Origin of the sequence: Ruegeria sp. HKCCA6707 (assembly GCF_013033515.1) — a bacterium.
In the GTDB taxonomy this organism is placed as follows: Bacteria; Pseudomonadota; Alphaproteobacteria; order Rhodobacterales; family Rhodobacteraceae; genus Ruegeria.
Genome location: NZ_WQEG01000011.1, coordinates 75073 through 94546, shown reverse-complemented (window position 1 = coordinate 94546; position 19474 = coordinate 75073). Strand labels below are relative to the sequence as shown.

Genomic DNA, 19474 nt, shown 5'->3' with positions numbered 1-19474 from the left:
CCCTTGTTCCCCCTTCTCGGCCAAAGTAGTGGCCCAATTTTAGGGGGCAAAGACATCTAGCCCCTTGCCGCCACTCATTTACCATCAGGAAATTGAGGCCGGTAAACTTATCGCACTCGAACCGGTGCCGGCGTTAGAGCCACTCGAATTCTGGGCGGTTTACCCGCGTCTGGCAGTGTCACCTCTGCCAGCCGCTGTTAGTCGTCTCGCGCGGCAAGTCAGCACTTTTGAGGACCGGACCCCAACAAAATAATGGAAGATTTCATTTAGGAAATGCTGTGGAATGCTTGAACCGTTAAGCATTCGGTCAAATAGTTATCGACAACGGCTTCATTGCTCTCAAGGGTTTACGCTGGCGCGACACCTCGGAATTCTATGGGCCGCAAATTGTCTTTTCAGCCGCTCGAAACTCTGGAGTAAGCAAGCAAAAGAAGGCATCTGAAACCGGGCGCCTTCATCAGACTGCACGTGTTTTTTAATGTAATGCGGTGTTGTCGTGCGAACCCGAGTCTCGGGTGTGCCTCAACGCACCTAAATTACCAAATGTACAAGGCTCTAAAAGTCCAGATTCTCCACGCTCAGCGCGTTTTGTTGGATGAACTCGCGACGCGGCTCGACAACATCGCCCATCAGCTTGGTAAAGAGGTCATCGGCCTCGACCATATCATCCACGCGCACTTGCAGCAGCGTGCGGGCATCGGGGTCCAGCGTGGTTTCCCACAGCTGATCGGGGTTCATCTCACCCAGACCCTTGTAGCGTTGCAGCGACAGGCCCTTTTCGCCCTCTTCGAGGATGGCGCGCAATAGGTCCAGCGGGCCGTGGATGACCTGAGACCGGTCACGGCGCACCAGGGTTGCTGGCGTGTTGTAGATCTCTTGCAGGCTTTGGGTGAAACTGCCGGTCTTGCGTGCCTCGCCCGAACGCAGCATCGGACCGTCCAGTGTACGCACCTCTTCTACACCGCGCAGGATACGTGCCAGTCGAATGCCATGATCCTGGGTGATACGGCCCTGCCAGCCGCGCTCATATTCCAGCGCGATCAGATCCAGACGCGCGGCAACCTTGTCGGCCACCCCTTGCAGGTCGGCATCTACCGCGCCGGGAACAAAGGCCCCGGCAACAGCGGCCTGTTCAAGAATGTGGCGCGGATAGTGTGTCGGGAACGCATCCAGCACACGTTTCAACTGCCGCGCTTCGTCGACTACGCGGGTCAAATCCTGGCCGATGATCTCTTCGCCCGAGCCGAGTTTCAGCACCGCACCTTCGACGCCCTGATTGATCAGATAGTCATCCAGCGCTGCTTGGTCTTTCAGGTAAACCTCTGATTTACCACGCGAAACCTTATAAAGTGGTGGCTGTGCGATATAGAGGTATCCGCCTTCGATCAGTTCCGGCATCTGCCGGTAGAAGAAGGTCAGCAGCAGGGTGCGGATATGCGCGCCGTCCACATCCGCATCGGTCATGATGACGATCTTGTGGTAGCGCAGCTTTTCGATGTTGAACTCATCGCGGCCGATCCCGGTGCCCAGCGCCATGACCAGATTGCCGATCTCCTGGCTCGACAGCATCCGGTCAAACCGCGCCCGTTCCACGTTCAGGATTTTCCCGCGCAGGGGCAGAACCGCCTGTGTCAACCGATCCCGGCCAGTCTGGGCCGAGCCCCCGGCCGAGTCCCCCTCGACCAGAAACACTTCGGTCTTTGACGGGTCTTTCTCGGAACAGTCCTTGAGCTTTCCGGCCAGATAATTCACATCCATCGCCGTCTTGCGTCGTGTCAGTTCACGCGCCTTACGGGCAGCTTCCCGGGCCAGCGCGGCCTCGATAATCTTGCCAACGATGGTTTTGGCCTCATTGGGGTTCTCTTCGAACCACTCGGCCAGTTTTTCGTTCATCAGCCCTTCAACCGCCGGGCGCACCTCGGAGCTGACGAGTTTGTCCTTGGTCTGGGATGAGAATTTCGGGTCAGGTACCTTGACCGACAACACACAGGTCAAACCCTCGCGTGCATCGTCGCCGGTAAAGCTGACCTTTTCCTTCTTCGCGATCCCGCTGGATTGCGCATAGTTGTTGATTGTCCGGGTCAACGCACCTCGGAATCCCGCCACATGGGTACCGCCATCGCGCTGCGGGATGTTGTTGGTAAAGGGCAAAACCGTCTCGTGATAGCTGTCATTCCACCACATCGCGATCTCGACCCCGATCTCGTCGCGCTCACCCTTGATATAGATCGGCTCGGGCATGGCCGGAGTTTTCGACCGGTCGAGGTATTTGACGAATTCCTTGACCCCGCCCTCATAGAACAGCTCGGTTTCCAGCCGCTCCGCCGGGCGTTCGTCGATCAGGATGATCCGCACACCCGAGTTCAGGAAGGCAAGTTCGCGAAGCCGTTTTTCCAAAGTTTCAAAGGAGTATTCGAGGTTCGAGAACGTGTTGGTCGAAGCCAGGAACCGCACCTCTGTCCCAGTACGATCGCCGCACTCACCAATGACTTTCAGATGCTCTACCGTCTCGCCGCCCTCAAAGCGGGCCACATGCTCTTGTCCGTTGCGCCAGATCCGCAGCTCCAGCCAATCCGACAATGCGTTTACTACCGAAACGCCCACGCCGTGCAGACCGCCCGACACCTTGTAAGAGTTGCTGTCGAATTTGCCACCCGCATGCAGCTGCGTCATGATGACTTCGGCTGCCGAGACACCTTCTTCGGGGTGAATATCCACTGGAATCCCACGCCCATTGTCACTCACCGACACGCTGGAATCCGCATGAATCTTTACGGTCACATGGTCGGCGTGACCGGCAAGCGCCTCGTCAATCCCGTTATCAACAACCTCATACACCATATGGTGCAGACCCGAGCCATCATCGGTGTCCCCGATATACATCCCGGGGCGCTTTCGGACCGCCTCCAAGCCTTTGAGAACTTTGATGGAATCCGCGCCGTATTCCTGGGGTGCCTGTGCGTCTTCGGACATTCAGTCAGTACCTATATTATTTTCGTATTTTATACGTTTTCTGGTAGGGAATGTCACGCGATCCCCCAATATTTTGTGTGGAATTGGATGTTTTTTTGTGGATCAAAGCCGATCCAAATCAGCCGCGATTTCATTGGCGATTTCAACACCATTCACGTCATCACGTTCAGCCGACAGTCGCAGCCCCAACAGGTCAGATTGATAACGCGCGGCCAGCCGATCAGGATCATGGTCTGTACCTATTTCGCCCGCTTCCTGAGCGCGCCGAAAAAGTTCTGCAAAACACGCCTTCATCTCAACCATATGCGCCCGCGCCTGAGCTGCCAATTCGTGATCCCGGGCCTGCAACTCGGCGTAGGTCTTTGACAGCATACAGGCCTTGGTCGGAATGTCCGCAGCTTCGATCACACGCAACGGCTGAGCCTTGAGCGCTCCAAGCGGCCCTAACTCTTGCGCCATGTCCATCATGTTGGTTACACCGTCCTGCGCATACCGCTCGAGCGCCAGGGCATAAAGCGCGTCCTTTGACCCAAAGGCCGCGTAAAAGCTGCCGGGCTTCAGCTTCAACTCGCGCTCCAGATCTTTCAGCGACGTCCCGGCCCAACCATAACGCCAAAAGATATCACGCGCCTGTGCGATCAGCGCGTCTCGGTCATAGGACGGTTTGCGGGGCATGGGATCACCATTTCTTGAACGTTCGCTCAAATATATACTTGAGTGATCGCTCAATAAAGCCTAAATACGACTCATCCCGCCAGAAACAGGAGTTTTGATATGGCCGATTTCCCGTCACACGACCTCACCACCGCACCCGAAGCGTCCAAACCGCTGTTGGAAAAATCTCAAGCTGCTTTTGGGCGGCTGCCCGGCCTGCACAAGGTCATGGCGGAAAGCCCCCAGCATCTGGAAGGCTATCAGGTACTGCACGGCCTCTTCATGCAGACCGATTTCGACAATGATGAAAAAACCGTTGTCTGGCAGACGATCAACGTCGAGAACGAGTGCCACTATTGCGTCCCCGCCCACACGGGCATCGCCAAGATGATGAAAGTTTCGGACGAAATCTCCGAAGCTCTGCGCAATGAAACGCCATTGCCGTCGGCCAAGCTCGAAGCGCTGCGCACCTTCACACTGCAAGTGATGGAAACCCGCGGCAACCCGACCGAAGCGCAGCTTCAGGCCTTCTTCGACGCAGGCTATTCGCACCGCGCGGTTCTGGATGTTGTTCTAGGTCTGGCGCAGAAAACCATGTCGAACTATGTCAACCACATGGCCCAAACACCCGTAGACGAGGTCATGCGCGGCTTCCTGTGGGAACGCAAAGTCAGCGAACCTGCCTAGCCGGCCACGGTTGAGCCTTCGGTGCCTTCGGTCACAACCAGCATCTGGGCTCTGCTTTCCAATTCCGCAAACAGCTCTGGCCCGGTGCCCGTCATCCAGGCCTGAGCACCCAGCGCGCAAATCTCGTCGTAAAGCGCCGCCCGCCGACCCGCATCCAGATGCGCGGCCACCTCATCCAATAGAACAATTGGGGGTGCGCCAATCAGGCGTGCCAAAGCCCGGGCATTCGACAGGATCAGCGACACCAACAGCGCTTTTTGCTCACCTGTCGAACAATCCCGTGCGGGCACGCCCTTGGCTGCAAATACCCCATAAAGATCCGACCGGTGCGGCCCGACCAGCGTGCGCCCCGCCGCCAAATCGCGGAACCGGCTTTCACTGAGCGCCTCGCGCAGATCCGCTGCTGTTTCAGGCATCGCGCCTTCGGTCTGGATCAACTCCAACTCTGCCGAAGGAAATGCGGTTTCGGCCTGTGCCTGCGCTGCGCGCAGATGCTCCAGAGCCGCCACACGCGCCTCGTGGATCCGGTGCCCCGTCTCGGCCATCTGCGCTTCCAGGGCCGCATACCAATGCGCGTCCCGCACCTGCTCTTTCAACAACCGGTTACGCTCACGCATGGCCTTTTCATAACTCAGCGAGGCCTCGGCATGAGATGGATCAAAGCTCAGCGCAATTCGGTCCAGAAACCGCCGCCGCCCATCGGCACCTTCGATCCACAAACGATCCATCGATGGCATCAACCACACGACGCGGGCCAGCTTGCCCAGATCAATCTGGCTCGCCGCCTTGCCGTCAATCCGAACCTGTCGCGCCGCGCCGCCTTCAGACCAGGTCTCGATCTCATAGCGTTGACCCTGCGCATCCAAAACCGCCGACAGCTTCCACCCCAACGCCTCGGGGCGACGAGTCATTTCGGCCGCGCTCGCCCGCCGCATCCCGCGCCCGGGTGAAAACAGTGACACCGCTTCAAGAATATTGGTCTTGCCTGCCCCGTTCGGCCCATGGATCGCCACCGGTCGCCCATCCAAAGACAAGCGTGCCAGTTTGTGCGACCGAAAATGCGAGACCGTAAGCTCGGTCAGGGCCAATCCCATGACCCCTCCCTTCTTCTGTTCAAAAATACCTCCGCCGGAGGCATCGCGCGTCAGCGCGATCAGACGCGCATCGGCATGACCACATAAACCGCGCTTTGATCATTGCCTTCACGCATCAAGGTCGGATCACCCGCCGAGTTGAACATGAACACCGCGTTTTCGCGATCCACCTGACTGGCGATCTCCAGCAGATATTTGGCGTTGAACCCGATTTCCAGCCGCTCGTCGCCATAGGCCACGGCCAGCTCCTCCTCGGCGGCGCCGCTGTCAGGCGCATTGACTGAAAGGATCAAACGGTCCCCGTCCAGCTGCAATTTCACCGCCCGCGAGCGTTCTGACGAGACGGTCGCCACACGATCCACGGCCTGGGCAAATTCCGCCGCATCCACTTCGAGCTTGCGGGTGTTGCCCTGCGGAATGACGCGTGTGTAATCGGGGAAAGTCCCGTCGATGACTTTCGAAGTCAGGGTAATCTCTGGAGTTGCAAAACGCACCTTTGTTTCGCTGACAGACACCGCAATGTCCATCTCGTCATCTTCCAGAAGCTTGCGCAGCTCACCCACTGTTTTACGCGGAACAATGACGCCCGGCATATCCGCTGCGCCTTCCGGCAGATCGGCATCAATACGCGCAAGCCGGTGTCCATCGGTCGCCACACAGCGCAGCACTTTGCCACCATCCGATCCATCTGCCACATGCATATAGACGCCGTTCAGATAATAGCGTGTTTCTTCCGTCGAGATCGCAAATTTCGACTTGTCGAACAACCGACGCAGCAACGCGGCTGATGCTGCAAAGTTCGACTGGTATTCCGAGGACGCCATCACCGGGAAATCCTCTTTCGGCAGCGTCGCAAGCGAGAAATTCGACCGACCAGCTTCAACCGTCAACCGACCCGCCGCACTGTCAGCGGTCAGGGTCACCAGCGCCCCGTCTGGCAGTTTGCGCACGATCTCATGCAGGGTTGTGGCCGCAACCGTTGTTGCGCCTGACTTTTCGACCTGCGCTGGCGCCTTGTCCACCACTTCAATATCCAGATCGGTCGCGCGGAACTGCACCTGATCGCCTTCAGCCTCAATCAGCACATTGGCCAGTATCGGGATAGTGTTGCGACGCTCCACAACGGATTGGGCCTGAGAAACGGCCTTGAGAAGGGTGCCGCGTTCGATGCTGATCTTCATACCCTCTATTCCTCTGACTTGAGTGCCAAAAATGGGCGGGACTGGCACGTTAGCGTCTCAGCCCGCGGGCACAAGGAGTTTTTACGGTTTTCTGGGTCGGAATACCCAAAGCGTCAAGGGGCGCGTGCACGATCCAAGACAGTTAACAATGGATCGTGGACAATTATGCACAAGAAAACGCCCCGAACCTGCAGGTCCGAGGCGTTCTGTGAGTGGCTGGCTTTATCTCTCAGGCTTCCAAAGCGCGGCGCAGCATCTCCACGTCTTCGGCAATCTGACCATCGGTCAGTTTCAACTCTTCGATGCGTTTGACCCCATGCATGACTGTTGTGTGGTCACGCCCGCCAAAACGACGCCCGATCTCGGGCAGCGATCGGCTGGTCAGCTGCTTGCACAGATACATGGCCACTTGGCGCGGACGGGCGTAAGACCGCAAACGCTTGGGGCCGACAATATCACTGATACGGATGTTGTAATATTCCGAGACCTTGCGCTGGATCTCTTCAACCGTGATCTTGCGCTCGGACGCGCGCAGCACATCCGCCAGACAATCCTGCGTCAGTTCCATGTCAATCTCGCGCCCGACCAATGAGGCGAAGGCGAAGAGGCGGGTCAATGCGCCTTCCAGCACGCGCACATTGGTCGAGATGCGGTGGGCCAGAAACTCCAGAACGCCATCCGCTATGACCAGATCAGGATAGGTTTTGCTGTATTGCTGTACCTTGTTCTGCAGGATGCCCAAACGCAGCTCATAGTCGGTTGGATGCAGATCCACGACCAGACCACATTGCAAACGGGATTTCACGCGGTCCTCAAGATCCTTGATCTCACCCGGTGCGCGATCTGCCGAGATAATGATCTGTTTGTTCTGATCAACCAAGGCATTGAAGGTGTGAAAGAACTCTTCCTGAGTAGAATCCTTGCCGGCGATGAACTGCACGTCATCCACCATTAGCACATCGACAGACCGGAACAGATGTTTGAAATCCATCATCCGACGTTCGCGCAGTGCCTGAACAAAGCGATACATGAACTGCTCGGCCGACAGATACAGGACATTCAGTTCCGGATGTTTGGTTTTCAGCTCCCACGCGATGGCGTGCATCAGGTGAGTTTTACCAAGCCCAACACCACCATACAGCACCAGCGGGTTAAACGTGACCGGCCCACCTTCGGAGACCCGACGCGCTGCCGCATGAGCCAGCTCGTTGGGTTTGCCCACAACAAAGCTGTCAAAAGTAAAGCGTGCATCAAGCGGTGCTGCCTGCAGCGATTCCATCTGGCCCTGCGCAGGTGCATGGACGGGTGGATCAGCCTTTAACATATCCGGCTTTTCAGTGGTGTCCGACGGACGCACCGGAGAATTTGCCGCCGTGCGGAACGACAGGCGTTGTACAGTCTCGCCTGCGGTATTCAATTCATACAATATCAGATCAGCAAAATTCTGGCTGACGTAGTTACCCATAAAATTGGTCGGTGCCGAAAAGACGGCAACGCCATCCTTCAACTCTTGAAACTCCAAAGGCTCGATCCAGGTCGTAAAATTGTTCTGTCCAATGGCCTTCAGCAACTTGTTACGCAGTAGTCCCCATTTCTCTTGTGTCATTAAGCGCCTCACGCATCCCATTCTTTATTGGCCTGTCGGCCTTATTCATGTCGCCCGGTCCCCCGGATCGCGGAATTCACACACACAGGAACCCTATCGCCAGACCAAGAGATCTGGCGGTTTGGTTTTCCGTCGTTCAACGCAATACCTCTCAATACCCCGCAGCAGGGCAGCCCAGATCGGTAGGCGCATCACGCTTCAATTTTGACAGGGCTAAGATCGTCGGCAAACCCGAGACCCAGAGCAGATCGTCCATCCGGCATAAACCGGCTTTCGAACATTCGTCCCATGTGATCCAGCCAATGCCCGTCAGCAAGATCGTTGGAACAGCCTGTCCCCCCAAGCGAGTGAATCGCTGAATCAGTGGTAGCAAGAGCCGGGCGCTTCGGGCAACGAAACTCTGATATTGACTCGGGTCTGAGAGCGAAAGAATCTCTCGGTTTCGTGAGGGCGCGGCATTCTGGCAACAACAAAAAAGGGCGCCGCAATGCGACGCCCATGCTTAGCAGCATTTGCTGATTTTGGCTAACGTCAAGTTAACCCAGCGCTTTCACCCGCGCCGAAAGGCGCGACATTTTGCGAGACGCTGTGTTCTTGTGAAAAACGCCTTTGGTGACGCCGCGCATCAGTTCGGGTTGAGCTGCGCGCAATGCTGCGGATGCAGCTTCCTTGTCACCGGATTCGATTGCTTCTTCTACTTTGCGCAGGAAAGTACGGATGCGCGAACGACGTGCTTTGTTGACTGCGAAACGCTTTTCGTTCTGACGCGCGCGCTTCTTTGCCTGGGGCGAATTTGCCATGTGTCTCTGACCTTTGTTCGGTACGGTTATCTAGGGTTGCGCGCCACGGAATTATCCGCACCGGATCAGAAATCACGAGTGTGAGTCGGGCCAAGCGGGCCGCACGCGCATGTATGACGGCGGTTACTATCCAAGTTGTCCGGCTTTGCCAAGCGGATTCTTGATCGTAACCAGCGCCCAGAAAAAAGGCGGGCATTGGCCCGCCTGATCGTTGTGTTCAGACACCGGCCTATTTATCGCGGAACTGCGCGGCCCGTTTTTCCAGAAACGCGGCCATGCCTTCTTTTTGATCTTCGGTGGCAAACATCGAATGGAAAACCCGACGTTCGAACAACATACCTTCGCTCAGCGGCAGTTCATAGCTGCGGTTCACAGCCTCTTTGGCCGCAATTGTGCTCAGCTGCGATTTTTCTGCAATCTTTTGTGCGGCACCCACGGCTTCTTCGATCAGCTTTTTGGCAGGCACCACCCGGCTGACAAGACCAGCACGTTCTGCTTCTTCGGCATCCATGAAACGCCCTGTCAGGTTCATATCCATCGCTTTGGATTTACCCACGAACCGCGTCAGGCGCTGTGTTCCACCAAGGCCGGCGATGACACCCAGATTTATCTCGGGCTGACCAAACTTGGCCGTATCAGCAGCGATGATGAAATCGCACAGCATCGCCAGTTCACACCCACCGCCCAGCGCATAGCCCGCAACGGCGGCGATGATCGGCTTGCGAATGGCAGACACACGGTCATTGGCATCGGCAAAGAGGTTAACGTTGAACACGTCAACAAAGCTCATCTCGGACATCTCTTTGATGTCCGCACCAGCGGCAAACGCTTTGTCCGAGCCGGTGATGACGATGCAGCGCACCTTGTCATTCTTATCCGCGTCTTCCAGCGCATCGCACAATTCCCCCAGCAACTGGGTGTTCAGCGCGTTCATCGCATCTGGACGGTCAAGTTTGATGAGGGCGACGTGGTCTTCGATTTCGACGATGATCGTCTCAAAAGCCATGAGGTAAAAGCTTCCGGTTGTTCCGTTCAGATACGATTCCTTATCATCTGATTTCGTCGGATCAAGTTATCTTTGGCATTGCGTACAATAGAAGGATGAGCGACCAGACTGGGTGATTCTCTTGATCGTCCCACCGCATCCTGCGGTGCGGCAGGGTTCACCTTCGCGCCCATACACATCAACGCTGTGTTGAAAATATCCAAGCTCTCCATCAGCTTGGCGGAAATCGCGCAGGGACGATCCGCCCGCTTCGATGGCATCCTGCAACACCTGCCGGATGATCGGCACAAGTGCCGTAACGCGCGCCGCAGAAATCTGCCCTGCTTTACGACGTGGCGACACCTTGCCGCGAAAAAGGGCTTCGCAGACGTAGATATTCCCCAAACCCGCAACGATTCCCTGATCCAGCAAAGCCGATTTGATCGGCATGTTCTTACCTTTGAACGCCTCAATCAGATGCTGCTCGTGAAAATCATTGCCCAAAGGCTCAGGCCCCAGAACCGACAGTAGCTTGTGCCGCTCCGCCGTTGCGGTCGGCAACAAATCCATTGCACCAAAGCGACGCGGGTCGTTGAAGGTGATGCGCGCACCATTGGCCATGTGGAACACCACATGGTCATGCTTTTGCTTGGCGGGGTGATCATGCACAAACTGCCCCAATGGATCCCCCGAAACCGTCATCCGCCCCGACATGCCCAGATGGATCAGCAATGTCTCTGCACTACTGAGATCGGCCAGAATATATTTCGACCGTCGCCGCAACCGCTCCACCCGCTTGCCTGTCAGCCGTTGGGCCATACGGTCCGGGAAAGGCCAGCGCAGATCTGGGCGATTGACGTCAGCCCGCGCAATCACAACCCCTTCCATCGCCGGGATCAGACCGCGCCTGACTGTCTCGACCTCGGGTAATTCGGGCATGACTTGGCTCCTGTTCCAAAGGGCCGCATTGTGCCCGCCTGTTATGGCCCTATAACAGAGGCGAAATTCGACAAACGGCAAGGCAAATGTCCGACAGCAACGACAAGACCACTCATTTCGGGTTCGAAACCGTGCGCGAGGCTGAAAAGGCCGGGCGGGTGCAAGGCGTATTCAACTCGGTCGCCTCGAGATATGACGTGATGAATGATGTCATGTCGATGGGCATTCACCGGGTCTGGAAAGACGCCATGATGGATTGGTTGGCCCCGCGCCCCGGCCAGCACCTGCTGGATGTGGCAGGCGGCACTGGTGACATTTCCTTCCGCTTTCTCAAACGCGCGGGCCACGGCCACGCCACCGTTCTGGACCTGACCGAGCCCATGCTGGTCGAAGGCCGCCAGCGCGCCGAAGCCGACCAGATGGCCGATAGCCTGAACTGGGTGGTCGGCGACGCGATGGCCCTGCCCTTCGACGACGACAGCTTTGACGTCTATACGATTTCTTTCGGCATCCGGAACGTGACCCGCCCGCAAGAGGCTCTGAACGAGGCATATCGCGTTCTGAAACCCGGTGGCCGCCTGATGGTGCTGGAGTTCAGCCAACTGCCCAATGATGGACTGCAAAAGCTCTACGACCTCTACAGCTTCAACGTCATTCCCCGCATGGGCAAACTGATCGCCAATGACTATGACAGCTATCAGTATCTGGTGGAATCGATCCGCAAATTCCCCGACCAGGATACGTTTTTGGGTATGGTCCGAGCCGCTGGTTTTGAAAACGCCAAATACCGCAATCTCAGCATGGGCATCGCGGCGCTGCATTCCGGTTGGAAGATCTGAATGCGCGGCCCCCACAACATCATCCGCCTGATCCGCACAGGCGCCACGCTCGAGCGCACCGGCGCCATGAACGTGGTGTTGGACGCGTTCGAGGCCCCGCGCGCCTTGCGGATCGTGGCGCATGCGTTGGGCAAACCGTTCCAATGGCTGGGCTACAAAGGCGACCCGTCAATGCCTCCAGCCACCCGCGCGCTCACGGCTCTGGGCCCGGCCTACATCAAATTCGGCCAGGTGCTCTCGACCCGTCCCGATGTGGTCGGGGATGAACTGGCTGAACAACTTCGCGTGTTGCAAGACAAGCTGCCTCCTTTCTCCAAAGCCAAGGCCATGGCCGAAGTTGAGAAAGAGCTGGGTCAGCCCGTCTCGGACATCTTTAGCGAGTTCAGCGAACCCATCGCAGCCGCCTCGATCGCGCAGGTGCACAAGGCCAAGCTGGTCAGCACCAGCGAAGATGTCGCGGTCAAAGTGCTGCGCCCAGGCATCGAACGCGCCTTCCGCAAAGATGTCGACGCGTTCTATTTCGCTGCCCGCATCGTTCAGCTTTGCGCCCCCGGGGCCCGCCGCCTGCGCCCGATGGAAGTGATCGAGCATTTCGACGGCGTGGTCCGAGGTGAGCTGGACCTACGCCTGGAAAGTGCGGCTGCCTCGGAATACGCCGCAAACACCAAGGATGATGCAGGGTTCTGGCTACCGCCGGTGGTCTGGTCCCTCTCTGCTCGCCGGGTGATGACACTCAGCTGGGCAGATGGCATCCCGTTGGGCGAAAATGACTCCCTGGATGCGGCTGGCCATAGTCGCCACGACCTGGCCCAACGCGTTCTAAGGCTGTTCCTGCTGCATGCCCTGCGCGATGGCTATTTCCACGCCGATATGCACCAAGGCAACCTCAAGGTCGCGGCCAATGGGGATATCATTGCGTATGACTATGGCATCATGGGCCATATCGACGAATATACGCGTCGGGTCTATGCCGAGATCCTCTTTGGCTTCATCCGCCGCGATTACAAACGCGTGGCCGAAGTACATTTCGAGGCCGGATATGTCCCCGCCGACCGGGATGTCGACGAATTTGCCCGCGCCCTGCGCGCGGTGGGCGAGCCGATCTTTGGCATGGACGCCACCCATATCTCGATGGGCCGCCTTCTGAACTATCTGTTCGAGGTCACCGAGCGTTTCGGCATGGAGACCCGCACCGAGCTGATCCTGCTGCAACGCACGATGGTGGTGGTCGAAGGCGTCGCCCGTTCGCTGGACCCCCATATCAACATCTGGGAGGTCGCGCGCCCTGTGGTCGAAGACTATATCAAACAGTCGATAGGCCCGCGCGCGGCGCTCCGCGATTTCGGCAAAACCGCTTTGGTACTGGCTCGGTTCGGCCCACGCCTGCCTGCGCTGGTCGAAGACGCCCTGATCGCCCAAACCCAAAAAGACGACCCCAGCGGCAAGGGGCTTGGCGCGACCCTGCTACCGGCTGTCATCGGCGCTGCCGCGGGCGTCGTCGCAACACTGTTGATCATGACACTCGGATAAACCCGACCCGTTTGCTTTGTCTGGCAGAAGATATCCTCGCGGGGAAACACTCCCTCAGCGTGAAGGGGGGCGGACAGCCCCCTTCCTAAACAGGCGGATCAAAGTCGCTCCATGGCAATCGCAATCCCCTGACCACCACCAATACACATTGTGATCAGCCCTTTTGAGCCACCGATACGCTCCAGTTCATACAGAGCCTTCAAGGTGATGATCGCGCCGGTCGCACCAACCGGATGCCCCAAGGCAATCGCACCCCCGTTCGGGTTCACTTTGGCAGCGTCCAGTCCAAGTTCCTGATTGACCGCCAAAGCCTGCGCGGCAAAGGCCTCGTTGCTTTCGATCACATCGAAATCATCGGCGGACAAGCCGGTCTTGGCAAACAGGTTCTGTACCGCCGGAACCGGACCAATGCCCATCACCTCGGGCCGAACGCCCGCGTGGGCATAACCGAGAATGCGCGCTTTGGGTTTCAAACCGGCCTTCTCTGCCGCATCCGCCGTGGCCAGAACCATCGCTGCCGCACCATCGTTGATGCCCGATGCATTGCCCGCAGTCACGCGCCCGTCTTTCTTGAACACCGGACGCAAACCGGCCAGTGCCTCAGCCGTGGTCGCTTTGGGATGCTCATCCACCTTGAAATCAATCATGTCGCGTTTGACCTTGACCTGCACCGGCGCGATTTGGGTGTCGAAATACCCGGCCTCAATCGCCTCCGCTGCCCGGCTCTGACTGGTCAGCGCAAACGCATCCATCTGTTCCCGGCTGATCTGATGCTCGTCCGCGACATTTTCTGCCGTCACGCCCATATGGCCAGTGCCAAAGGGACAGTTCAACGCGCCCAGCATCATATCCAATGAGGTAACATCTCCCATCTTTGCGCCCCAGCGCGCCTGCGGCACGATATATGGACTGCGCGACATGCTTTCGGCCCCACCTGCCACGGCAAACTCGGCATCGCCTAGCATCAACGATTGAACCGCCGAAACAATCGCCTGCGCGCCCGATCCACATAACCGGTTCACATTCATTGCAGGCGTTCCGTTGGGAATGCCCGCCTGCATCGCAGCAACCCGCGACAGGTACATATCGCGCGGCTCGGTATTGATGACGTGACCGAATACAACATGCCCGATCTGCGCGCCTTCAACACCAGACCGTTCCAGTGCTGCCTCGGTCGCGACTGTCGCCAGATCAATCGGGGCTGTCGAAGACAAAGCGCCCCCAAACGTGCCGATGGCGGTCCGCGCACCATCCAGAATTACTACATCCGTCATGTTTTCTCCTCCAAACTCTGCGCGTTTTGCTCTTGCAACATGATCTGCATATTCCATGGGCTGTCACGACCGGAATTGACATTACGTTACGCAACACGCATGGATTCCGCCATGACGGAAGACACAGACGATATCCTGAACCTTTTGCCCGCCCGACTAAAAGAGGCGCGCCGCGCCAAAGGGCTGTCCCTTGAGGCGGTTGCAAATCTCAGCGGCGTCTCACGCTCGATGGTCAGCCAGATCGAGCGCGGTGAAAGCAGCCCGACGATATCGACATTGTGGAACCTGACACGCGCCTTGCAAGTGGACTTTGCCGGGCTGCTGGATGGCACCAAAGCCGAAGACCAGATCGAGGTGCTCAGAAAAGCCGAAGTGCCCAGCATCGACAATATGGGGCAGAACTGTCGGATCCGCATTCTCTCACCCCCCGAAGAAGCGGGGGGGCACGAGGTCTATGACATCCGTTTCGACACAGGTGGCGCGTTGCACAGCCAACCGCATATGCGAGGCGCGCAGGAACAGCTGACTGTGTTGGAAGGTGACGTGAGCGTCACTTCAGGCAACGCAACCTCAGAACTGACGCAAGGCGACACTGCCCGTTATAATGCGGATGTTGCCCACTCCATCGCATCACTTGGTGGCCCGGCGCGGGTCTTTCTGATCGTCAAGAACGCCTGACACGGCAGATTTCCGCCTTCACGGAAACTTTTCCGTAATTACGAAAATCCCCTATTTGGGAAATTCCTCCGTTATGTTAGATACGCGACTCAGATAAACGGAGATCGTCATGGCAGATGCATTCCTGTCCCACATTGCGGACACCCTTGTGCAAATCGAATCCGAGGGGCTTTATAAACACGAACGCATGATCACCTCGCCCCAGGGCGGAGAGATCACGGTGGGCGACCGTCGCGTAATCAACCTCTGCGCCAACAACTATCTGGGTCTGGCCGATCACCCGGCGTTGATAGACGCGGCCAAGGGCGCGATGGAACCCAAAGGGTTCGGCATGGCCTCGGTCCGCTTCATCTGCGGCACGCAGGATATTCACCGTGAGTTGGAACAGAAGCTGGCGCAGTTTCTCAACAAGGACGACGCGATCCTCTTTGCTGCCTGTTTCGATGCGAATGGAGGTCTGTTCGAGCCTTTGTTAGGCCCGGAAGATGCGATCATTTCGGACAGTCTGAACCATGCGTCGATCATCGACGGCGTGCGCCTGTGCAAGGCCAAACGGTATCGTTACATGAACAATGACATGAACGACCTCGAAGCCTGGCTCAAACAAGCGCGCTCTGACGGTGCGCGGCATATCATGATTGCCACGGACGGCGTGTTTTCGATGGATGGCTATTTGGCCAATCTGCCCAAGATCCGCGAACTGGCCGACACATATGACGCGGTTGTCATGGTCGATGATTGCCACGCCACTGGTTTCATGGGGCCGCGCGGCGCAGGAACTCCAGATCACTTCGGCGTGGACGTCGACATTCTGACGGGAACCTTGGGCAAAGCACTGGGGGGAGCAATCGGCGGCTATATCGCAGGGCCGCAGCCAGTGATCGACCTGCTGCGGCAGCGGGCGCGGCCCTATCTGTTTTCGAACTCGCTGCCGCCCTCGATCGTTGCTGCCGGGCTGGAGGCGATCCAACTGGTTGAACACGGTGAGCAGTTGCGCGCGCAGCTGTTCGACAATGCAAAATATTGGCGCGCGGGGCTTGAGGCCCTGGGCTTTGACCTTTTGCCTGGTGAACACCCCATCATCCCAGTGATGCTGGGCGAAGCAACGCTGGCGCAAGAAATGGCCTCGCGCCTGTTTGACGAGGGCGTTTATGTGTCGGGCTTTTTCTTCCCGGTTGTTCCACGCGGGCAGGCCCGGATCCGTACTCAGATGAACGCCGCTTTGACTCAAGATGAACTGGACCGCGCCCTGGCGGCCTTTGGCAAGGTTGGCAAAGCGCTTGGTGTGATCTCGTGATCCTGCCCTCTGTCATCGACGCAATTGGAAACACGCCGCTTGTCGAGTTGACACGGTTGAGCCAGCAGCTTGTCCTAGACGGCCGCATTCTGGCCAAGCTCGACTATTTGCTGCCAGGATTTTCCAAGAAGGACCGTGCCGCCAAAGCGATCATCGAAATGGTGCGCGCGGACGGCACATTGGCCCCGGGGCAAACCGTGGTCGAATTGATCTCGGGCAATATGGGAACCGGTCTGGCGATTGTCTGCGGCATTCTGGGCCATCCCTTCATCGCGGTGATGAGCGCGGGAAACTCGGTCGAACGCACCCGCATGATGCGCGCCTTGGGGGCCGAGGTTGTGATCGTACCGCAGGCCGATGGCAGCAAACCCGGCGAAGTTTCGGGCGCTGATCTGGCCCTGGTGGACGAGGCGGCACAACGGATCACGCAGGAACGGAACGCCTTTCGCGCAGATCAGTTTGGCCATGTCGGAAACCCCTTGGCCCACGCAACAGGCACCGGGCCCGAGATTTGGGACCAATCGGGTGGCGCTGTCACCGCCTTCTGCGACTTCGCCGGTTCGGGCGGCACACTGGCAGGAGCAGCGGAATACCTGACACCACGCGGCGTGAACTGCTATGCGGTTGAGCCGGAAGGGGCCCGCGCACTGGCCGGAGAACCCGTCAGCGCGCCCGATCATCCCACTCAAGGCGGCGGTTACGCGATGAGCGAACTGGCGCATCTGAATGAAACGGTTTTGGCCGGTCACCTCTCTGTTTCTGGCGACGCAGCCCGGGACTGCGCCCGGCTGCTGGCCCGGACCGAAGGCATTTTCGCAGGCTATTCCGCCGGGGCCAACCTTGCCGCCGCAATTCAACTGCTGCGCGGGCCAGAAAGAGGCGGCTGCGTTGCCATCATCATGTGTGACAGCGGATTGAAATACCTGTCCACCGATCTGTGGGAGTGACTCCGTGAAACCCAACACTATGAAAGCGCTCGAAAAGTCCAAGCCCGAAGAAGGTCTGTGGATGGTACAGGCTCCAGTGCCCGAAATCGGACCGGATGAGGTTCTGATCCGCGTCAACAAAACCGGGATCTGCGGCACCGATATCCACATCTGGAACTGGGATGAATGGGCCGCCGCAACCGTTCCTGTGCCGATGATCACCGGACATGAGTTCGCCGGTGAGATTGTCGAGATCGGGCGCAACGTCACCGGATTGAACATTGGCCAGCGCTGCTCGGGCGAGGGGCATCTGATCACTCCGGACAGCCGTCAAAGCCGCGCGGGCAAGTTCCACCTTGACCCGGGTACGCGCGGCATCGGTGTGAACGAACAAGGCGCCTTTGCGCAATATCTAAAGCTGCCAGCCTTTAACGTTGTCCCACTGCCGGATGACATTCCTGATGAGATCGGAGCAATCCTTGATCCGCTGGGCAACGCTGTGCACACCGCGCTCAGTTTCGATCTGCTGGGTGAGGATGTACTGATCACAGGTGCCGGCCCCATCGGGATCATGGCCGCCGCCGTGGCTCGCCATGCCGGGGCGCGGCATGTGGTGATCACCGATATCAACGCCGACCGCCTGACCCTGGCCGAACACGTGGTGCCAACCGTGCGCACCGTGAATGTGGCGAAAGAAGCACTGCTCGACGTCATCACGGAACTCGGCATGACGCAGGGCTTTGATGTCGGGCTTGAGATGTCAGGCTCACAAGCGGCGCTCGACCAGATGGTCGAAGCCCTTGTCATGGGCGGTAAGATCGCCTTGCTGGGGATCCCACCCGGCACGTCGCCGGTGGATTGGTCGCAGATCGTGTTCAAGGCCATCACCATCAAAGGCGTCTATGGCCGCGAGATGTTTGAGACCTGGTACAAGATGATCGCCATGTTGCAGAACGGTCTGGATGTCAGCCGGGTCATTACCCATCGCTTTGCCGTGGATGATTTCGCCCAAGGGTTCGCAGCGATGAAGTCCGGCCAATCGGGCAAGGTGGTTCTGGACTGGCGCTAAGCGGTTGGCAAACCCCTGAATTGCCCTCTAAACATAGGGCACAGGGCAACCCAGCGGAGCCAAAATCACCCCATGCTGTATCGCGGATTTTCGCAAGACGAACTTGAACAGGCCTATTCCCCAAGCTCGATGGTTGGGGGCGACATCTCCCCCTATCTGGCCAGCTATGCCGCCCTCAGCGCGCAGGCCCGGGCAGACAATACAGTGCGCGAAAATCTGCGCTATGGCGACGCGCCCACGCAGGTTCTTGACTTCTTTCCAGCGCGCGATGCGAATGCGCCGTTACACGTGTTCATACATGGTGGCTATTGGCGCGCGCTCAGCCAGCGCGACTCGGCCGTGATGGCCCCGGCGATTGTGGACGCCGGGCAGTGTTTTGCGACACTGAACTATACGCTGGCCCCCGATGCGCGGTTGCCTCAGATGATCTCGGAATGTCGCGATGCTCTGCTCTGGCTCGCCCAAGAGGCTCAGGCGCTGGGCATAGACCCGCGCAGGATCACCCTGTCGGGCCACAGCGCCGGCGCGCATCTGGCCGCCATGGTGATGGCCACATCCGCCGACGCGCTCGCCAAAGCAGGGCTGCGGTTGCGCGAGGTTATTCTGATCAGCGGCGTTTTTGATCTGGAACCGATCAGCCTTGTGTCAGTGAACGAGCCCCTGCAATTGACGCCCGTCGACATTCACGACCTGTCTCCGATTTTGCGCCTCCCCACCCCCGGCCCACACTATCACGTGACGGTGGCCGAACACGACACACCCGAATTCATCCGCCAAAGCCGTGACTACGCCGAAGCCCTGCGCAAGGCCGGGCATTCGGTGAGTTTCGAATTGCAACGCGGCATGCAGCATTTCGACATCATCATGCACCCGAAGACGTTTTTGTCGGGCACGCGGTAGGCGGTATTAGGGTTGGGCGATTTTGCCACTAACTCACGCGCC

General features: G+C 58.1%; 18 protein-coding genes. 8 read left to right on the top strand and 10 right to left on the bottom strand.

The features are described from left to right. Positions 1-555: 555 nt before the first annotated feature. Together gyrB and GOW40_RS19555 are read right to left on the bottom strand one after the other, a co-directional pair. A complete protein-coding gene (gene gyrB / locus GOW40_RS19560; protein ID WP_171133628.1) occupies positions 556-2973 on the bottom strand; it encodes a DNA topoisomerase (ATP-hydrolyzing) subunit B in 2418 nt (805 codons plus the stop codon). Between the two features lie 102 nt (positions 2974-3075). After that, positions 3076-3648 carry a TetR/AcrR family transcriptional regulator gene (locus GOW40_RS19555; protein ID WP_171097939.1) on the bottom strand — a complete coding sequence of 191 codons (573 nt, stop codon included), beginning with the start codon at positions 3646-3648 and terminating at the stop codon, positions 3076-3078. A gap of 99 nt (positions 3649-3747) precedes the next feature. On the opposite strand from GOW40_RS19555, the gene GOW40_RS19550 reads away from it, so the two are divergent. Next, positions 3748-4314, top strand: coding sequence for a carboxymuconolactone decarboxylase family protein (locus tag GOW40_RS19550; RefSeq protein ID WP_171136463.1), 567 nt, complete (start codon positions 3748-3750; stop codon positions 4312-4314). On the opposite strand, the gene recF is transcribed toward GOW40_RS19550, so the two are convergent. The 7 genes from recF to mutM all read right to left on the bottom strand — a co-directional run bounded on the left by recF (position 4311) and on the right by mutM (position 10919). Continuing rightward, positions 4311-5408 (bottom strand): DNA replication/repair protein RecF, encoded by a 1098-nt coding sequence (gene recF, locus GOW40_RS19545; RefSeq protein WP_171133626.1) that lies wholly within the window; start codon positions 5406-5408, stop codon positions 4311-4313. The two genes, GOW40_RS19550 and recF, sit on opposite strands and share 4 nt — an antisense overlap. Positions 5409-5467: 59 nt before the next feature. Then, entirely contained in the window at positions 5468-6589 is a 1122-nt protein-coding gene (dnaN, locus tag GOW40_RS19540; protein ID WP_171133625.1) for a DNA polymerase III subunit beta, read from the bottom strand. 229 nt (positions 6590-6818) lie between these two features. Continuing rightward, positions 6819-8195, bottom strand: coding sequence for a chromosomal replication initiator protein DnaA (gene dnaA, locus GOW40_RS19535; protein WP_171133624.1), 1377 nt, complete (start codon positions 8193-8195; stop codon positions 6819-6821). Between the two features lie 151 nt (positions 8196-8346). Then, positions 8347-8538, bottom strand: coding sequence for a hypothetical protein (locus GOW40_RS22075; RefSeq protein WP_217352328.1), 192 nt, complete (start codon positions 8536-8538; stop codon positions 8347-8349). Positions 8539-8731: 193 nt separating this feature from the next. Further along, a complete protein-coding gene (gene rpsT / locus GOW40_RS19530) occupies positions 8732-8995 on the bottom strand; it encodes a 30S ribosomal protein S20 (RefSeq protein WP_171097928.1) in 264 nt (87 codons plus the stop codon). A gap of 229 nt (positions 8996-9224) precedes the next feature. Further along, a complete protein-coding gene (locus tag GOW40_RS19525) occupies positions 9225-10001 on the bottom strand; it encodes an enoyl-CoA hydratase (protein WP_171097926.1) in 777 nt (258 codons plus the stop codon). 66 nt (positions 10002-10067) lie between these two features. Beyond that, positions 10068-10919: a bifunctional DNA-formamidopyrimidine glycosylase/DNA-(apurinic or apyrimidinic site) lyase gene (gene mutM / locus GOW40_RS19520; RefSeq protein ID WP_171133623.1), complete on the bottom strand. Its 852-nt coding sequence runs from the start codon at positions 10917-10919 to the stop codon at positions 10068-10070. A gap of 86 nt (positions 10920-11005) precedes the next feature. Between mutM and ubiE the strand changes: the two genes are divergently transcribed. Together ubiE and ubiB are read left to right on the top strand one after the other, a co-directional pair. Beyond that, complete coding sequence (gene ubiE / locus GOW40_RS19515) at positions 11006-11758, top strand: bifunctional demethylmenaquinone methyltransferase/2-methoxy-6-polyprenyl-1,4-benzoquinol methylase UbiE (RefSeq protein ID WP_171133622.1); 753 nt, start codon at positions 11006-11008, stop codon at positions 11756-11758. Continuing rightward, positions 11759-13288, top strand: coding sequence for a 2-polyprenylphenol 6-hydroxylase (gene ubiB, locus GOW40_RS19510; RefSeq protein ID WP_171133621.1), 1530 nt, complete (start codon positions 11759-11761; stop codon positions 13286-13288). Positions 13289-13386: 98 nt separating this feature from the next. Here the strand turns inward: ubiB and GOW40_RS19505 are convergent, their stop codons facing one another. Continuing rightward, positions 13387-14562, bottom strand: coding sequence for an acetyl-CoA C-acyltransferase family protein (locus tag GOW40_RS19505; RefSeq protein WP_171133620.1), 1176 nt, complete (start codon positions 14560-14562; stop codon positions 13387-13389). A 111-nt stretch (positions 14563-14673) separates the two neighbouring features. On the opposite strand from GOW40_RS19505, the gene GOW40_RS19500 reads away from it, so the two are divergent. From GOW40_RS19500 to GOW40_RS19480, 5 genes are all read left to right on the top strand, one after another. Next, positions 14674-15240 carry a helix-turn-helix domain-containing protein gene (locus GOW40_RS19500; protein WP_171097917.1) on the top strand — a complete coding sequence of 189 codons (567 nt, stop codon included), beginning with the start codon at positions 14674-14676 and terminating at the stop codon, positions 15238-15240. 109 nt (positions 15241-15349) lie between these two features. Further along, positions 15350-16537, top strand: coding sequence for a glycine C-acetyltransferase (locus GOW40_RS19495; protein ID WP_171133619.1), 1188 nt, complete (start codon positions 15350-15352; stop codon positions 16535-16537). Continuing rightward, complete coding sequence (locus GOW40_RS19490) at positions 16534-17484, top strand: cysteine synthase family protein (RefSeq protein ID WP_171231132.1); 951 nt, start codon at positions 16534-16536, stop codon at positions 17482-17484. The genes GOW40_RS19495 and GOW40_RS19490 overlap by 4 nt, the downstream gene beginning before the upstream one ends. A gap of 19 nt (positions 17485-17503) precedes the next feature. Then, entirely contained in the window at positions 17504-18532 is a 1029-nt protein-coding gene (tdh, locus tag GOW40_RS19485; protein ID WP_171133631.1) for an L-threonine 3-dehydrogenase, read from the top strand. Positions 18533-18604: 72 nt separating this feature from the next. Next, complete coding sequence (locus GOW40_RS19480; RefSeq protein WP_171133617.1) at positions 18605-19432, top strand: alpha/beta hydrolase; 828 nt, start codon at positions 18605-18607, stop codon at positions 19430-19432. The last annotated feature ends 42 nt before the right edge of the window (positions 19433-19474 follow it).

Bases quoted from the DNA above. Each gene is read 5' to 3' on its own strand.
- dnaN (WP_171133625.1), bottom strand. From the start codon at position 6,589: ATGAAGATCAGCATCGAACGCGGCACCCTTCTCAAGGCCGTTTCTCAG.
- recF (WP_171133626.1), bottom strand. From the start codon at position 5,408: ATGGGATTGGCCCTGACCGAGCTTACGGTCTCGCATTTTCGGTCGCAC.
- GOW40_RS19505 (WP_171133620.1), bottom strand. From the start codon at position 14,562: ATGACGGATGTAGTAATTCTGGATGGTGCGCGGACCGCCATCGGCACG.
- rpsT (WP_171097928.1), bottom strand. From the start codon at position 8,995: ATGGCAAATTCGCCCCAGGCAAAGAAGCGCGCGCGTCAGAACGAAAAG.
- GOW40_RS19525 (WP_171097926.1), bottom strand. From the start codon at position 10,001: ATGGCTTTTGAGACGATCATCGTCGAAATCGAAGACCACGTCGCCCTC.
- GOW40_RS19480 (WP_171133617.1), top strand. From the start codon at position 18,605: ATGCTGTATCGCGGATTTTCGCAAGACGAACTTGAACAGGCCTATTCC.
- ubiB (WP_171133621.1), top strand. From the start codon at position 11,759: ATGCGCGGCCCCCACAACATCATCCGCCTGATCCGCACAGGCGCCACG.
- GOW40_RS19555 (WP_171097939.1), bottom strand. From the start codon at position 3,648: ATGCCCCGCAAACCGTCCTATGACCGAGACGCGCTGATCGCACAGGCG.
- mutM (WP_171133623.1), bottom strand. From the start codon at position 10,919: ATGCCCGAATTACCCGAGGTCGAGACAGTCAGGCGCGGTCTGATCCCG.
- GOW40_RS19500 (WP_171097917.1), top strand. From the start codon at position 14,674: ATGACGGAAGACACAGACGATATCCTGAACCTTTTGCCCGCCCGACTA.
- GOW40_RS19495 (WP_171133619.1), top strand. From the start codon at position 15,350: ATGGCAGATGCATTCCTGTCCCACATTGCGGACACCCTTGTGCAAATC.
- gyrB (WP_171133628.1), bottom strand. From the start codon at position 2,973: ATGTCCGAAGACGCACAGGCACCCCAGGAATACGGCGCGGATTCCATC.
- GOW40_RS19550 (WP_171136463.1), top strand. From the start codon at position 3,748: ATGGCCGATTTCCCGTCACACGACCTCACCACCGCACCCGAAGCGTCC.
- dnaA (WP_171133624.1), bottom strand. From the start codon at position 8,195: ATGACACAAGAGAAATGGGGACTACTGCGTAACAAGTTGCTGAAGGCC.
- ubiE (WP_171133622.1), top strand. From the start codon at position 11,006: ATGTCCGACAGCAACGACAAGACCACTCATTTCGGGTTCGAAACCGTG.
- tdh (WP_171133631.1), top strand. From the start codon at position 17,504: ATGAAAGCGCTCGAAAAGTCCAAGCCCGAAGAAGGTCTGTGGATGGTA.